The organism is Chryseobacterium sp. CFS15, assembly GCF_031118795.1.
Classification (GTDB): domain Bacteria; phylum Bacteroidota; class Bacteroidia; order Flavobacteriales; family Weeksellaceae; genus Chryseobacterium; species Chryseobacterium indoltheticum.
This window is the reverse complement of record NZ_JAVHYL010000001.1, coordinates 1-16175: the sequence shown is the minus strand read 5'-3', so window position 1 is coordinate 16175 and position 16175 is coordinate 1. Positions and strand designations below refer to the sequence as shown.

Below are 16175 nucleotides of genomic sequence, written 5' to 3'. Positions count from 1 at the left end.
TTAATCCTTTATTTATTCTGGCTGAATAATTACAAACCGTACGAGCGGAAACTCTTTTTTAATACTTTCGCGGATACGATGTATGGCCACAGTGATCTCTTCTGTGTCGAGATGATCTTCAAAATCTAAGATCAGCATCAATATCACTTCTTCAGGTGATTGATAAGTAGATAATATGTTTTTCGTTTTGAGTACAGCAACATCTTTCTCAGCGAGTTGCGCTATTTTGTCTCTCGTTTCCGGGGCTATGCCTTCTCCCATCAATAAGCTCCTGCTTTCTCTTGCCAAAATAAAAGAAACAAAAACCAATAATAATCCTACAATTACCGATGCCAACCCATCAAGCTCCGGAATTTGCAGCCAGTGACTCATCCCCATCAATATCATTACCACGATAAGCCCCGCTACTGCTGCTCCATCTTCAAATACCACGAGGAAGCTAGAGGGATCTTTGCTTTTTATAATTGCGTCCCACCACCCCATTCCGTTGCGGGTTTTATTAAATTCTTTTACGGCAATAAATAAAGAAGCTCCCTCGAAAATAAGCGAAAGGAATAATACAATATAGTTCCAGAAAGGGTCTTTCATTACTTCTGGTTCTTTAATGTGTGCAATGCCCTGGTAGACTGATAGAGCACCACCTAAGCCAAATATCAGAATAGAAACTACAAAAGACCAAAAATAAAGTTCTTTACCATACCCGAACGGATGAGATTGGTCCGCTGCTTTTTTACTTCTTTTCAGTCCATATAAGAGCAATAACTGATTTGTGGTATCAACTGTTGAATGAATTCCTTCCGAAATCATAGACGAACTATTGGTATATGCCCCTGCAATAAACTTGGTTAATGCGATTAAAAGATTAGCGGCAAGTGCACTATAAATCGATTTATTATTATTGGCCATTAGTTATAGATGTAAACATGACTGGATAAGTTTATTATCAAATATGATTGTATATAATCTAATCCGTAATTAAATTTTCTACTAAAATATTGGTTTTAATCAACAAAAATATGTTCGAAAAAAATCTATTTAAATAACTACTAAAAAATATACCACAATATTTTTTTTCTGTGATATTGGTCTTATTCTTGGATTAGCCTGGCTGCACCAATAAAAATATCCTGATATGAAGCAATATCAATTTTTCGTAAAATTAGTCCTGGGTTCTATATTCATTCCTGCTTTTTGTGTTGCACAGCAAGAAAAACCGCAGCAAAACTATTCACTTTTCAATCCTGTTCCGAGAGCTCAGATGAGAGAGATGGAAACCGACCGTCCTGATGTTACAGAATCTCCTTATACCGTTGATGCAGGTCATTTTCAATATGAAACAGACTTAGTAAGGCTGATAAAAGAAAAATCTGATCTCCATAATACGAGTACAGTTTTAATCAATCAGGCTAACATAAAATTGGGGATTACGGGCAGTACAGCAATACAAGTTGGCTTCCAGACTTATGGTTGGCAAAATGAAAGAGAAATTGCAAAGGGATCTTCTTTAAAAAGTAATGGCATTGGTGATGTCACGCTTAGAGTAAAACAGAATATTATAGGAAATAATAACGGTAATTTTGCTTTGGCTCTATTGCCTTATATAAAACTGCCGACATCTAAATATGATGACGAAAGTCGTTTTGAAGGTGGTTTGATTGTACCAATGTCATATAAATTACCCGGTGAATGGAAACTCGGCTGGCAGGTAGAAGTTGATCGCCTGAAAGATCTTGATCAGCAGGCAATGCATACCGAGCTTTTACAGACATTAACGATCAGTCATCCTTTATCTAAAGGAATAGACGGAATAGCAGAAACCTATTACACATACGATTTTAAGGCGCATCAATTATCTAATTATGTAAATGCAGCGATTCAGATAGAAGTCGCAAAAGATTTTAAATTGGATGCCGGAGTTAATTATGGTATACAGGACACCGCAGCAAAGCATTATTTTGTGGGTGCTTCTTATCGTCATTAATTAAATATATATAACCCATAACATAGGAGAAATTTATATCTTGCATTCCAATATCATTAAAATGGATATCGAACAAATACTTGATAAAATATATCCTTTGTCAGAATCTTCTAAACTGATACTCAAAAATCATATTGTTGAACTTAGCTTTCCTAAAAATAAGATTCTTATTTCAGCAGATAAAATAGAAAAAGACTTTTACTTTATCAAAAAAGGAATTGCACGAACATTTGTTTATACCGATGGCGACGAAACTACATTTTCTTTTGGAAAAGAAGGTGATACCATCATCTCTATGAAGAGTTATATTGCCAATCAGAAAGGCTATGAAAATGTTGAACTTCTGGAAGATTGTTTAGTGTATAAACTCAATACGCAAGATATAAGAAAACTGTATACTGAAAATATTGAAATTGCAAATTGGGGTATCAAGTTTGCAGAAAATGAGCTCCTGAAGGCAGAAGACCGATTGCTGACCAGGCAATTCGGAACTGCTACCAACCGATATCAAATACTGTTGAAAAACTACCCCAACTTATTACAGAGAGTTCAGTTAGGCTATATTGCCTCTTATCTGGGCATCACACAAGTGAGTTTGAGCCGAATAAGAGCAAATATAAAATAGCGTCGTTTTTTATCATTTGTAAAATTCTTTTTTATATGAAATGCAGAGCTTTGTAAAAAATTCGAACAAATGAATATTACTATCAGGAAAGCGCAGGCTAAAGATGTGATTGACTTACAAAATATTGGAAAAATCACCTTTTCAGAAACATTTTCCAAAGACAACAGCGCACAGAATATAAACGAATATCTGGAAACTGCATTTTCAACCGACAAAATTACATCCGAATTAGCAGATAAAAATGCAGAATTTTATTTTGCTGAATTTGATAATGAAATTATTGGCTACTTAAAAGTAAACCACGGAGAATCACAAACGGAAATAAAAAATGAAAATGCATTAGAAATTGAACGAATTTATGTTTTGAAAGACTTTCACGGAAAAAAAGTCGGACAGTTACTGTACGAAAAAGCAATCGAACTGGCTAATGAAAAAAACGTAGATTTCGTCTGGTTGGGAGTTTGGGAACAAAATTTAAGAGCAATACGCTTTTACGAAAAAAACGGATTTACAGCGTTTGATAAACATTTTTTCAAATTGGGGGACGAAGAGCAAATTGACATTATGATGAAACTTTCATTGCATTGAGAATATTTTCTTAGTTTTTTAAGCCAAAACTACCGGAATATTTTCTGTGCAAATTCATAAAGACAACGTCTCCAGGTAAGCCATTCGTGATAGGTTCCTGCTGATTTATACTGAACGTATGGATATTTGTTTTGATCAAAATAACTGGTCAGAATATTGTTATAATCCAGGAACCGCTTATCCTCTTTTGTACCAATTCCTAGAAATAAAAATGGTTTTTTCTTTGATTTCAACAAATTACCAATCGGAAGATGCTTGAAAGGCTGAAGCTCTGTTCCTTCATAGATTACAGGACTGAAAGATCCAATTGCTGAAAATAATTCGGGATGATTCGCACCGATAAGCATTGCCTGGTAACTTCCTCTCGATAGCCCTGCAACAGCTTTATCGTCATTGGTTTTATATTTTTTTTGAATGTAAGGAATCAGCTCGTTAACGATTATTTTGTCTATATTTTGTGAAGAAAGTACCGTTCTTGGGTAATCGTCAGGCATTTTTTCTTCTTCAGGATTCAGGGCTACACCATAATCCATCACTACAATCATTTCTTCGGCTTTTTTCTCTGCAAAAAGATTGTCGAGAATATTAGCTAAATATCCTTGCTTTTCCCAGCCTGTAATATCTTCGCCAGTGCCGTGATAGAGATATAAAACAGGGAATTTTTTGGTTCCATAGCTTGGCGGAAGATATACTTTGATGTTTCGTTTTCCTTCGGTAATTTCAGAATATAGGCTGTCATTAATGATTTTCCCGTGTTTTACATCCTTTTTAAAGAAGAAATCTTCTCCGGAATAGATCTCAATTCCACTTGTGGGCTGGCCGTAGCCAAAGTAAAGTTCAGTATTCGGGTCATTAGTGCGTTTACCATCCACATTCAACCAATAATAATGAAAACCAATCTCTAATGGTGAAGTTGAAATATTCCAAAAGCCATTCTGATCTTTCGTTGCCGTAGATTTTACATTTTGCATTCCATCTCCCCCTTCCAGAACTACAGACTTGGCCTTGGGAAAATAAACTTTAAATTCTGCTTTTCCTTTAGCATCTATTTTTGGGAATTCTCTCCCATTTTTTGCTGCCATAGATGTTTTAAAGTTTTGTGAAAATACCAAAGAAGAGCATAGAACAAAAACGGTTGATATTATTTTAAAGTTTTGCATTAATTTTAATTTAAAAAGCTGAGATAATTGTACATTTTAGGAGTTCTTTCATCATTATTTAAATAAAAAATGTCTGTTTAAATTAGAGGTTAAAAATTATTTAAAATAAAGTTTTCAAGGTTTTTTTCCCAAACCCTTAAGTGCGGAAAAAACAGCTTGAAAATTACAAAAATATTACTCCCTTTAGGGTCGGGGGAAATAATTCGATGTAATTTAAACAGGCGCTTAATATATCTTAAATATTAGTTTTTCTACTCTATTAAACAATTACCTTTTAAGAATATAAAAAGACGATAAGAACTTTTACCATCAATCTTTCCAGCAAATATATCAAATTTGTATAAATAGGATGAATAACAGAATTATGATAATCATTTTTATATGCGTTATTTTAAGCTAAAAATTCAAGAGTAAAAAGCTGTTTCTACCATAAATTTTGTTCCAATGTTTAACAAAGGAAAATTTCTTTTTAGACATTTGTCCTGTGAGCAGAAAGTGCGTTCCTGTAATTTTGCGAAAAATAAAACATAATGCGTACAAATATCTTAATTGTCGGCGGAAAAGGAATGGTTGGAAAAACTATTCATCGTATTCTTCAAACCAGAAATCCGGATTTTAAAATTTTTATAGGAAGCAGAAAAAAAGAAATATCAGAATATGACTTAATGATTGATGTCGATAAACCTGAAACTTTTAACCCTGTTTTGAACAGAAATATCAATCTTATAATCCTTGCCGTTAACGATAAACAAGATCACATTCTAAAATTTGCCATTGATAACGGTATCGATTATATTGACATTACAAAACCCACTCCTGATCTTGTAAAAGCACTAGCCAAAGCAGAAAATAATAAAATAACCAGCAGGATTGTCTTCGGTTCCGGATGGATGGGCGGTCTTGTGGGCGGTCTTCTTAAAGTTCTTTATCCTGAGACAGAAAATATTCAGGAGGTAAAAGTGTATGTTTACTATTCTACACAAGATCTGGCCGGTGAAAGTTCAGCATATTTTATGGCTGAAAATGTTGCTAAACCATTTATTAATTATCAAAATAATCGACAAATTTCTGTAAAGCATTTTTTGAATTCCGAAGATTTCAGATATTCCTTTGGTATTGGAAAAAGACAGGCTTATAATTTTGATGTTCCCGATCTTTATATTTTAAATCAGGTTGAAAAAATACCGACAGTTAATGTAAAAATGACCTATGATTCAAAATTAATAACATGGCTTTTGGGCGCTTTTCAAAAAATGAGAATTTTCGATATTTTATCATTAAAGCAGCGTCGATCTGTTTTCGGGTCTAGTGGAAATGGTGATCAGTCTGTGTTTGAAATTGTAATTAAGAATCATCTTGGAGAGAAAAAACTGAGCCTTCAAAGTGAAAAAGGCCAGGCTGAACTTACCGCGCTCGCTGCCAGTCTGCATGCTGAAATCTTAGTGAAAAATGAGCTGGAAAACAAAATTTATTTTGCCCATCAAATCCACAATCCCGAACATCTTTTTCAATCATTATCAGAATATGAAGGCATCACTATCGAAACAACAATTATTTAAAAATAACTATTAATTCATTTTTCTTTCGACAATAAGTGAAACGACTTATTTAGCTTAATATGAGTATTTTACTTAAAATTCTTTGTCTTTCCTTGCCTTTTTATCGCCAGAAAAGACAAAGTTTTGAATAGTTAGCTTCAGCAAAATCGTTATCATGTGATGCCTCGTCGTCATCTTCTGAATTAGGATTGCCACACTTTTATTTATTTTATTAAATCTTTAATTAATTTTAATCCTATTGCTATTTCAGGAATAATTTCATCTTCCATAGACGTGTAATCCATGCTGATATCAATACGTTTTTCCCAGTTCGAAGTTTGTTCTGCAAGTTGTACTAAACCGGCAGTTCCGGCAGTTCCTCTGAGCTTATGAAGAATCTGTTTCAGATAGTCTAAGTTTCTTTCTTTTACTCCTGATTTTATATTCTCTTCTGCTTCAGAAAGTTGCTGTACCACTAATTCCAAAAATATTTTTCTGAAATCTTCATCATCACCCATCTGCTCATTGAGAAGATTCATATCTAAATATTTTTCTGGCTGTAAATGATCTTCAGGCAGTTGCTGGGTACCAATCCCTACATGCTTCTTCAGCATTTCTAAAAGATCAGCTTGTCTTAGTGGCTTAGGAAGGAAGTCATTCATCCCCGAATCCAGACATTTTTCTTTTTCGCCAACTACGTTTCCTGCTGTTACTCCAATAATTGGCACATTGGAGTATTCTGGTAACAGTCGGATCTGTTTCGTAGCCTCTATACCATCCATTATTGGCATCTGAACATCCATTAACACAAGGTCAAAATGCTGGTCTCTGCATTTTTCCAAAGCTTGCATACCGTCAGTTGCTTCTGCTAAACGTGAATCAGGAATTAATGATTTCATCATTTTGTGATTAAGAACCATATTCACAGGATTATCATCAACCAGCAAAACGAATGGCGAATTAATGAAATTAAAAGATTCTTCCTTCTGCATCGCAATCTGAGCACTTGTTTCTTTTTCTGAACTTTTTATAGCTCGTCGTAATGTTTTATATAATTCCTCAGACTTAATAGGTTTAAGCAGGAAATACGAATTCTCTTCTTTCTTTATTGTATTGATAACATTATGCTCTTCAGAAGAAGTATGAAGTATGACAAGAGGTGATACTTTATTTTGCTCATTAAATAACTGCTTTATTTTTTCAATTGTTTCCAATCCAGAGATAATCGGCATATGATAATCTACGAGAATGACATCAAACTGCTCGCCTGCTAATAACAATTGCAGCGCTTCCATTCCGTTAGCGGCCAATACAGAATCTATGTTTTTGTATGCAAGCATGTGCTGAAGAATAATTCTGTTTGCTTCGTTATCGTCTACAATAAGAACTCTGCCGATATTAAATGTCTCATCTTCACTGTGATCAGAAAGATCATAAGGAATCTCAATATCAAAATAAAAAACAGACCCTTTATCAATTTCGCTCTTAAGGGTAAGTTGACTGCCCATATATCTCAAAATATTATTTGAAATGGTCAGCCCAAGACCCGTTCCTCCGTATTGTTTACTGATAGAACTATTTTCCTGAGTGAAAGCATTAAAGATATGCTGCTGTTTTTCTACCGGAATACCAATTCCTGTATCTCTTACTGAAAATCTTAAGGTAATATTTTCATTGTCGCTACTCAGCTTTTCTACTTTTAATTCTATTTCGCCTTCTGCTGTGAATTTTACTGCATTCCCAAGCAGGTTGATGAGAATCTGTTTCAGGCGTGTTTCATCGAGCCATATTGTTTTGGGCAATCCCGGTTCGATATTTAAAAGAAGTTCGATATCTTTTTTCTGAGACTGATAAAGAATCACATTGATTACCTGACTCACCATATCATAAACATTAGCTTTTTCGATCAAAAGCTCCATTTTTCCTGATTCAATTTTAGAAAAATCAAGAATATCATTGATAATATTGAGCAAGTTTTCACCCGACTCGTTGATATAATTAAGGTATTGCGTCTGAATCTCGTTTAACGGCGTTTGAAGCAAAAGATCGGAAAACCCGATTACTCCATTAAGCGGAGTCCTGATTTCGTGGCTCATATTAGCTAAAAATTCAGATTTGGTTTTATTGGCAATATCTGCCATCTCCTTTGCATTTTTAAGCTCTTCATTGGTTGTTACAGATTCTGTAATATTTTGTGCTGAAACAATAACTCCACCCATCACGTTAGCTGATAAATACCATGGGTTTACGACAATATTGTAATGCTGAATCTCTTCTTTATAAGGAACTTGTAAAGCCATATCTTTATTGATGTAGGTCTTACCGGCAAGCGCATCTCTATATATCCTTTTCCTGTCTTCCGGTACATCGGGCGAAATTGTAAACATATTTTGTCCGATAAGATCTATATCCTGCATCTGAAACTCATTTTTCCAGCTGCTGCTTACCGAGAGATAATTGAGATCTTTATCAAACATCGCGACCGCAGTCGGAACATAGGTAACAAACGACTGCATCATTGCTTCTTTTGTAGCCAGCTCGATATATATTTTTTTGAAGACATCAACATCCTGAATAATCCCAAATACTTTTGTACATACACCATCCTCAAATTCTGGTATGCCTTTCACCCTTACCCAGATCATTACTCCATCATTACGGATAAGCTGTAATTCTTCATCATAAGGTAACCCTTCTTTTACAGCTCGCTCAAATAAGAATTGTACTTTTTCTCTGCTTTTTTCGCTATAAAAGCCCAATGCATTTTCAAAATTAGGCTCAAATGACTTGTCTATTTTATGTATATCTCTGGTAGACTGCGACCAAAAGACAGTATTGTTTTTAAGATTGACTTCCCAGCCACCAACCTGAGCAACAGAACTTGTTTGTTCCAGCATTTTTTTGGTATACAGCAAATCTTTTTCAAGAGACATTCTTTCTGTAACATTCAAAGCTGTACTTACCACATACGGCATTCCTTCTGTATCTGTTTCTACAAGATTATGATACATCCAGACCATTTCCTCTCCTTCCTTCGATTTAAGGATCATAGTGCCGAGATCTTCCTGATTGTTATTGATTCTTTCAAGATATTGGGCAAGTAAAGGCCAGTTTTTTTCAGGAACAAGATCTTTTAAATTCAATTTTTTAACCTCTTCTGGCGAATATTGAAGTATTTTTCTGCCTTTTTCATTAACAGAAAGTATATTTCCCTGCATGTCATGCATACTCATTAGTCCGATTGCGTTTTCAAAAAAACTTCTGAAGCGGCGTTCTGAACTTTCAAGTTTTTGCTTTTCTTCGATCTGTTGGGTAGTGTTTATTCCGAAGCAGAAAATTTCAGAGTTATTTTGATTCTGTTTTAGAGACCATTCTACGATAACCACCGTATCATCGCTTATTTTTGTGGAAGTAGAAAATGTAACTTCTTCCTGGATATCCGTGAGTTTTTTGATGAGGTGCTGCAATTCACTATTATCTTTGCCCAGGATCTCAAAAAAATTCTGACCAGTAGCATTTACTTTACTGAACTTAAAAATTTCCTCAAAAGCAGGATTAGCATCCTTCAGCATAAAGTTACTATCCAAAACACAGATCAAGTTATTGGATATATTGAAAGTCTGATGAAAATATTCAGCCTGAATATTATTCCTTTTTCCTATTAACAGAGTGGTAACAGCACTTCCTATTTTTTTCAAAGCAGTGATCTGCTTTTCTGTAATGGTTTTCGGTTTATAATCAATTACGCATAAAGTTCCTAATGCAAATCCTTCATCATCTAAAAGTGGAATTCCCGCATAAAAACGAATTCCTCCTGCTAATATCAAAGGATTTTCTCGAGACCTTTCGTCTAATAATGTATCATTGATTATTACAACATCGCCACTAGCAATGGTGTATTGGCATAAAGTACTTTTCCTGTCTACAGAATCAAGGTCGAGTCCTATACAACTTTGGATGACCTGCGCATCACTTTCCATCATTGCGATAAGGGCAGCCGGACAGTCTGTAATGAGAGATGCCGTTTCTGCAAAAATATCTAGCTTCGGATCTTTCTCTAGCTGCAAAAGATCAAAAAATTTGAGCTTATTAATTCTTTCGTATTCGTTATCAGGGACAGGGTATTTATCCATATGGTAGCGTCTTCTTTTAGAAATGATATTAGTTTTATTAAAGCTTAAAAATCAATTATTTTTACTAATAATTAATTATGTAAACAAAATTCCAAATTCCAATTTTTTTTTACACTCAACCGTTATAATCAGTACTCACCAATAAATAGTCTTTAGATTACGACTGTGATTCCACTCTCTGTTGGAAGCGATTGACACTCTTTATCTTTACTGTTATTAGGGGAAAAAATATCATTTAGAGTTTAAAAAATTTGATCAATTGAAAGTTTTTTTTCTTGTTATTAATCTTTCAGTTGAATATTCTAACTGATTGATTTGCAAAAATAAATAAATTATGTTCGGTAAACAATAAAAGTAATTTAAAAGATAGTATTACTTTGGGAGTTAGCCATTCTGATAGCTGTTTAGACCAATCATTTTTCTGAAAAAATTATCCACCAAATAATTAATATTTTGGATTGTCAATATTAATATGTTAAATTTACCAAAGTTACTTTATTGAATGAGCGCTATCAAAAGGAATAATGTCGTTATAAACGGAAACGGCGAAAATGTAATCATGTTTGCACACGGATTTGGATGCGATCAGAACATGTGGAGGTATGTTTATCCTGCTTTTCAGAATAATTATACAACTGTTCTTTTTGATCATGTAGGTGCAGGCAACTCTGACCTTTCTGCGTACTCATTCCAAAAGTATGATGAGCTAGAAGGATATGCTGAAGATATTATAGAAATTGCCAAAGAGCTTAATATTAAAGATGCCGTATTTGTAGGGCATTCTGTAAGTGCTATTATGGGACTTATTGCAGCAAATAAGGCTCCTGATATTTTCAAAAGTCTTATTCTCATCGGCCCCTCTCCTTCTTACATCAATCAGGGAGATTATATTGGCGGGTTTAGCAGTTCAGAAATAGATGAATTGCTGGAGTCGATGAATAATAATCACCTCGGATGGTCAATGGCGATGGCACCTGTAATAATGGGAAACCCCGAAAGAGAAGAGCTTGGAAAAGAACTCGCAAACAGTTTTTGTAAAACAGACCCGGAGATAGCCAAACATTTCGCAAAAACAACTTTTTTGACCGATAAACGTGATATACTGCAACATACAAAAGTTCCTGTATTAATCCTTCAATGCAGCAATGATATCATTGCTCCACTAGAAGTGGGGCACTATATGCACAAGCAGATCGAGAACAGCAAACTTGTTGTGATGAAAGCCACCGGACATTGTCCTAACCTAAGCGCACCGGAAGAAACCATTGCAGCAATAAGAAGTTTTTTAAATGATTAAAAACTCACTTTCATCTTCTGAAGATTTTGACGATTTTTTTGAGTCATCATTATCTGGTTTCATCATTACCGATGGTGAAGGAAACATTACCAAGATTAATAAGCGCACAGCAGATTGGCTGAATACTTCATGTGATCATTTCATAGGTAAACGATTTTCTGACATTCTTTCAATTGGTGGGAAGATTTATTTCGAAACCCATCTTTGGCCTCTGTTGAGAATGCAGGGTCACTTCGATGAAGTTGCTGTAGAACTGGCAGACACGGGCAAAGGAAAAATTCCTGTGTATATTAATGGCTATGAAAGAAAAGATGAAAACAATACGCCTATCTTTATGCGTTTTACGATTTTCAGAGCTTCAGACAGACGGCTTTATGAAGAAAACCTTCAAATTGCAAAAAAAAATGCTGAGAAAAATTTGAATATCGAGCAGGAAAACGCAGTAATCAGGGAACAATTCATCGCAGTGCTTGGCCACGATTTGCGGAATCCGCTCAGCGGAATAATGGGCGCCACACAAGTACTTCTGAGATCAAAACTTAGTGACCGTGATCTAAAAATGGTTAACATATTGGAGAATAGTTCAAAAAGAATGCATGAGATGATCGATAATATTATGGATCTTGCACGAGGTCGTCTTGGCGGTGGCATTTCTATCAATACAAGTTCAGTAGATCTGGAAGAACTTCTGAATCAGGTAAGTGGCGAATTAAAAGTGACCTGGCCAGATAGAATTATCAAGTCAGAATTCAATATTAGTAATCTTGTAGAATGCGATCCGGGAAGAATCTCACAAATGGTTTCAAACCTTTTGGCCAATGCAATTACTCATGGTTCCCGTGAAACACCCATAATTTTAAAAGCTGATGTGAATGGAAATTCCTGGAAAATAGATGTGATTAACCAAGGCACGGCCATTCCGGAAAAAGCATTAGAAAATCTCTTTAATCCTTTTCAAAGAGCCGAATCACACTCCAACCACAATGGTTTAGGTCTTGGGTTATATATTGCCTCCGAAATTGCAAAAGCACATCATGGCACATTAACGGTACAATCTGACGACGAACAAACCTGTTTTACTTTTAAGAACATCAATTAAAGCTTTAGTATCATATTTAGTATTCCAATTTTGCCTCAAAAAGCAACAATATAAAATAAAGCATCTACAAATTTTGTAAATGCGTTTTAATAATTCTGAAAAGATTTAAGCTAATTAAAAGAAACTACTTTTTGTAGATAAAAACCTCGATTCTACTTCATAAGAAATCTGAATCGATCTATATTTTTAAGAGCAATTCCGGTTCCGCGAACTACAGCTCTTAATGGATCTTCTGCCACAAAAACCGGCAATCCTGTTTTTCTGTGAATTCTGTCTGATAATCCGTTTAGCAATGCGCCGCCGCCTGCAAGAAAAATCCCTGTCTTATAGATATCTGTTGCCAATTCCGGTGGTGTGATAGAAAGTGTTTCCAAAATAGCATCTTCAATTCTCATAATAGATTTGTCTAAGGCTTTAAATATTTCCTTATAATTTACCATGATTTCCTTAGGCTTACCGGTGAGAAGATCTTTACCCTGTACCGAAATATCGTCTAAAGGAAATTCTAGTTCCTCCAATGCAGAACCGATTTCAATTTTTATTTTCTCAGCTGTTCTCTCGCCAATATCCAGGTTGTGCTGTGATCTGATAAAATAAGCAATATCATTCGTAAAAACATCCCCCGCTAACTTTAATGATCTGTCGCAAACAATTCCGCCTAGTGCTATAACGGCTATTTCTGTAGTTCCGCCACCAATATCAACGATCATATTTCCTTCCGGACTTTCAACATCAATACCCGCTCCAATAGCTGCAGCCATTGGTTCATAGATCATAATAACTTCCTTGGCATTTACCTTTTGAGCAGAATCCCTAACGGCTCTTTTTTCAACTTCCGTAATCCCTGAAGGGATGCATATTACGATTCTAAGTGCCGGTTGTATAAATTTACCTTTGATTTGAGAAATCTGTTTGATAAATTCTTTAATCATATGTTCGGAAGCATGAAAATCTGCAATCACACCATCTTTCAGTGGTCGTATAACTCTGATATCTTCGTGCGTTTTACCCTGCATCAGCTTTGCTTCTTCCCCTACAGCGATTGCTTTTCCTGTTAATCGGTCAATAGCTACAATAGAAGGCTGATCGATTACAATCTTATTATTAAATATAATTAGGGTATTAGCCGTTCCAAGATCCATTGCAATTTCCACCGTAAACATATCAAATAACCCCATCTTACATTAATTTATTAGACGATAAATGTACGCTTATTCCTGAGATATCCTGCCAAAATAAACCCTTCTAAGAAGTTAAACATACGTTAAAATATAGACATAAAATGAATAAAACTGTTTTATAGAAAAAGCGGTGAAATACACCGCTTTTTTAGTTTTTTCTAAGATTCTGCTAAAAAATAACTTTTGCTAACCTTTTTAAATAGAGTTTATTTAAAAATTTACTGCTTTAAATATGCCTCTATTTTATCTCTTGGAATAAGGTGTAAAAGTTTGTTGACATCGATTATTTTGTGTTCGTTAATCACTGCATCCAATGATTTTGAAGCATCAGGATAATTGATAAGCTGCTCCAAAAGCCCGTAAACATTAACCATTTTTTTATGCGTATTCTCTTCGTCACCACCAAACCACGAACCATTAAAATGATGGCTTACGTAATTCCTTGGTAAGTCTTGAGAAAAATAAACAGACGGGTAAAGGGTTACATCATGTTTCAGCTTTTGAATGGTATCGCTGTAACGGTCTGCACCATATTCTTTCTCAAGCATTTCAGAAAATATATCTGTATTAATGCGTTCTACGAAATGTTCCTGATTATTATAATATGCGACAAAATCCTTAGAAAGCTGATGTTTTGGCTCTGCCATCCAGAATGCTGAATAAGGAACACCTTTTACTTCAAAACCACAAACAGCTTTTTCATTAAGAAATTCATCCAAAGGTAATTTCAGCTCCATATCGGTATCCATATAAATCCCTCCGTACTCGTACATTACTTTAGAACGTACATAATCTGAAACAAAAGCCCATTTCTTTTGAGCAAATGCCTCCTTCACATATTCATTATCCTCAAGAGGTGCATTACTTTCATTCCATTCAACAATTTCAAAATCGGGATGAATTTTTCTCCAGGAAGCAATACAATGTTCAGCCAATTCATGTTTTGCATGGCCTCCAAACCAGCAATAATGTATTTTTTTCGGTATCATTAATTTTTTATTTTTGATTAATAAAGTTGCTATATCAGTTTTCTACATCTTGCAAAAATTAAACCTTAACATCATGTTGCCGCAATTATTTGTCTAAAAAATTACCCTGACTGATTAATTTTTATATAAAGACCAAAATATTGATATTGTAATGTAAACATCTGTATAATGGCACATTTCTTACTTATACAAATATTGACTAATATCTTTCAATCTTTCCAATCTGAATATTTATGATACAAGAAAATGAAAATCGGTACCAACCCAAAAAATATGTACAGCTCACTACTCCGGATTGGGTAAAAAATGCCACGCTTTATGAATTGAATATCCGGCAGTTTTCAGATGAAGGTTCATTCAGAGAAGTTGAAAAACAGCTTCCACGTTTAAAAAAAATGGGTATTGATATTATCTGGCTGATGCCGATACATCCTATTGGAGAATTGCATCGTAAAGGAAATCTGGGAAGTTATTATTCAGTAAAAGATTATTTTGCGATTAATGCTGAGTTTGGTACAGAAGAAGATTTCAGAAGCCTGATCAATGCCATTCATCAACAAGGAATGTATGTAATTATTGACTGGGTTGCCAACCACACCAGTTGGGATAATCAAATGGTAGCAGAGCATCCCGAATGGTACATGAAATCAAGAAAAGGAACTTTTCAGTCGACACGATGGAGAGATTATGATGACATTATAGAATTGGATTATATAAGTTCTGAATTGCGGAAGTATATGACAGATGCTCTTAAATTTTGGGTAAGAGAATATAATATTGATGGGTATCGTTGTGATATTGCAAGCTTTGTACCCATTGATTTTTGGGAAAATGCAAGAGCCGAACTTGAAAACATAAAACCAGTTTTTATGCTTGCCGAAGCTGAAGACAAAGACTTGCATCGTAAAGCATTTGATGCCACTTATAATTGGAATTTGTGGAATATTTTGCACCAAATTGCCACGCATGGAACCAGTATAAAAACACTGACGGAAGGATATCTGGCAGAGCATGTTTCTTTTTTTCCTAAAGAAGCGATCCGTATGAATTTTGTCGACAATCATGACAAAAATTCCTGGGAAGGAAACCAATACAGTAATTTTGGGGAAACCCTTAAAGCGGTAATCGTTTTTACGGTAATGATGGATGGGATTCCGTTGGTTTACAGCGGACAGGAAGCAGGACTTGACCGATCTTTGGAATTTTTTGAAAAAGACCCGATTGACTGGAAAACTCATGAAATTGAAACTTTGTATACTGTACTTTTTGAACTGAAACACAAAAATAAAGCACTCTGGAACGGTCGTCATGGAGGGGAAATGGTAAGAATTATGAATGACCGTCTGGATCAAGTAATATCTTTTGTAAGAGAAAAGGATGGCGACAGAGTTTTAACGATTATTAATCTAAGTAATAACCCGATAATTGTGCAATGCGACACATCGTTTGATCAGGGAATTTATACCAACTTATTTACCGGAAAAGAGCAGAAAGTTTTAGATAATATGATACTGAATATGAATGCTTGGGAATATATTGTTTTACATCAATTAAACTAGGTAAGTATCTAATTTAAAAGCTTAT

General features: G+C 34.8%; 12 protein-coding genes. 7 read left to right on the top strand and 5 right to left on the bottom strand.

Going from position 1 to position 16175, the window contains the following annotated elements; translation table 11 throughout:
* Positions 1–12: 12 nt before the first annotated feature.
* A complete protein-coding gene (locus OH814_RS00060) occupies positions 13–906 on the bottom strand; it encodes a cation diffusion facilitator family transporter (RefSeq protein ID WP_308826637.1) in 894 nt (297 codons plus the stop codon).
* 226 nt (positions 907–1132) lie between these two features.
* Here OH814_RS00060 and OH814_RS00055 point away from each other — a divergent pair, with 226 nt between their 5' ends.
* The 3 genes from OH814_RS00055 to OH814_RS00045 all read left to right on the top strand — a co-directional run bounded on the left by OH814_RS00055 (position 1133) and on the right by OH814_RS00045 (position 3194).
* On the top strand, positions 1133–1981 hold the full coding sequence (locus tag OH814_RS00055) for a transporter (RefSeq protein ID WP_308826636.1): 849 nt from the start codon (positions 1133–1135) through the stop codon (positions 1979–1981).
* 61 nt (positions 1982–2042) lie between these two features.
* Positions 2043–2606 carry a Crp/Fnr family transcriptional regulator gene (locus tag OH814_RS00050; protein ID WP_308826635.1) on the top strand — a complete coding sequence of 188 codons (564 nt, stop codon included), beginning with the start codon at positions 2043–2045 and terminating at the stop codon, positions 2604–2606.
* 69 nt (positions 2607–2675) lie between these two features.
* On the top strand, positions 2676–3194 hold the full coding sequence (locus OH814_RS00045; RefSeq protein ID WP_308826634.1) for a GNAT family N-acetyltransferase: 519 nt from the start codon (positions 2676–2678) through the stop codon (positions 3192–3194).
* Between the two features lie 29 nt (positions 3195–3223).
* Here OH814_RS00045 and OH814_RS00040 read toward each other — a convergent pair whose 3' ends face one another.
* On the bottom strand, positions 3224–4276 hold the full coding sequence (locus OH814_RS00040) for an alpha/beta hydrolase-fold protein (protein ID WP_308826633.1): 1053 nt from the start codon (positions 4274–4276) through the stop codon (positions 3224–3226).
* 608 nt (positions 4277–4884) lie between these two features.
* On the opposite strand from OH814_RS00040, the gene OH814_RS00035 reads away from it, so the two are divergent.
* A complete protein-coding gene (locus OH814_RS00035) occupies positions 4885–5913 on the top strand; it encodes a saccharopine dehydrogenase (protein WP_308826632.1) in 1029 nt (342 codons plus the stop codon).
* 203 nt (positions 5914–6116) lie between these two features.
* On the opposite strand, the gene OH814_RS00030 is transcribed toward OH814_RS00035, so the two are convergent.
* A complete protein-coding gene (locus OH814_RS00030) occupies positions 6117–10025 on the bottom strand; it encodes a response regulator (protein ID WP_308826631.1) in 3909 nt (1302 codons plus the stop codon).
* 502 nt (positions 10026–10527) lie between these two features.
* Between OH814_RS00030 and OH814_RS00025 the strand changes: the two genes are divergently transcribed.
* A complete protein-coding gene (locus tag OH814_RS00025) occupies positions 10528–11322 on the top strand; it encodes an alpha/beta hydrolase (RefSeq protein WP_308826630.1) in 795 nt (264 codons plus the stop codon).
* Positions 11315–12421 carry a PAS domain-containing sensor histidine kinase gene (locus tag OH814_RS00020; protein ID WP_308826629.1) on the top strand — a complete coding sequence of 369 codons (1107 nt, stop codon included), beginning with the start codon at positions 11315–11317 and terminating at the stop codon, positions 12419–12421. The genes OH814_RS00025 and OH814_RS00020 overlap by 8 nt, the downstream gene beginning before the upstream one ends.
* A gap of 152 nt (positions 12422–12573) precedes the next feature.
* On the opposite strand, the gene OH814_RS00015 is transcribed toward OH814_RS00020, so the two are convergent.
* On the bottom strand, positions 12574–13599 hold the full coding sequence (locus OH814_RS00015; protein ID WP_076558088.1) for a rod shape-determining protein: 1026 nt from the start codon (positions 13597–13599) through the stop codon (positions 12574–12576).
* Positions 13600–13820: 221 nt separating this feature from the next.
* Positions 13821–14609 (bottom strand): glycosyltransferase, encoded by a 789-nt coding sequence (locus tag OH814_RS00010; RefSeq protein WP_308826999.1) that lies wholly within the window; start codon positions 14607–14609, stop codon positions 13821–13823.
* Positions 14610–14824: 215 nt separating this feature from the next.
* Here OH814_RS00010 and OH814_RS00005 point away from each other — a divergent pair, with 215 nt between their 5' ends.
* Positions 14825–16150, top strand: coding sequence for an alpha-amylase family glycosyl hydrolase (locus OH814_RS00005; protein ID WP_308826628.1), 1326 nt, complete (start codon positions 14825–14827; stop codon positions 16148–16150).
* The last annotated feature ends 25 nt before the right edge of the window (positions 16151–16175 follow it).

Coding starts and splice junctions, on each gene's coding strand:
- OH814_RS00060 (WP_308826637.1), bottom strand. CDS start 906: ATGGCCAATAATAATAAATCGATTTATAGTGCACTTGCCGCTAATCTT.
- OH814_RS00055 (WP_308826636.1), top strand. CDS start 1,133: ATGAAGCAATATCAATTTTTCGTAAAATTAGTCCTGGGTTCTATATTC.
- OH814_RS00050 (WP_308826635.1), top strand. CDS start 2,043: ATGGATATCGAACAAATACTTGATAAAATATATCCTTTGTCAGAATCT.
- OH814_RS00045 (WP_308826634.1), top strand. CDS start 2,676: ATGAATATTACTATCAGGAAAGCGCAGGCTAAAGATGTGATTGACTTA.
- OH814_RS00040 (WP_308826633.1), bottom strand. CDS start 4,276: ATGGCAGCAAAAAATGGGAGAGAATTCCCAAAAATAGATGCTAAAGGA.
- OH814_RS00035 (WP_308826632.1), top strand. CDS start 4,885: ATGCGTACAAATATCTTAATTGTCGGCGGAAAAGGAATGGTTGGAAAA.
- OH814_RS00030 (WP_308826631.1), bottom strand. CDS start 10,025: ATGGATAAATACCCTGTCCCTGATAACGAATACGAAAGAATTAATAAG.
- OH814_RS00025 (WP_308826630.1), top strand. CDS start 10,528: ATGAGCGCTATCAAAAGGAATAATGTCGTTATAAACGGAAACGGCGAA.
- OH814_RS00020 (WP_308826629.1), top strand. CDS start 11,315: ATGATTAAAAACTCACTTTCATCTTCTGAAGATTTTGACGATTTTTTT.
- OH814_RS00015 (WP_076558088.1), bottom strand. CDS start 13,599: ATGGGGTTATTTGATATGTTTACGGTGGAAATTGCAATGGATCTTGGA.
- OH814_RS00005 (WP_308826628.1), top strand. CDS start 14,825: ATGATACAAGAAAATGAAAATCGGTACCAACCCAAAAAATATGTACAG.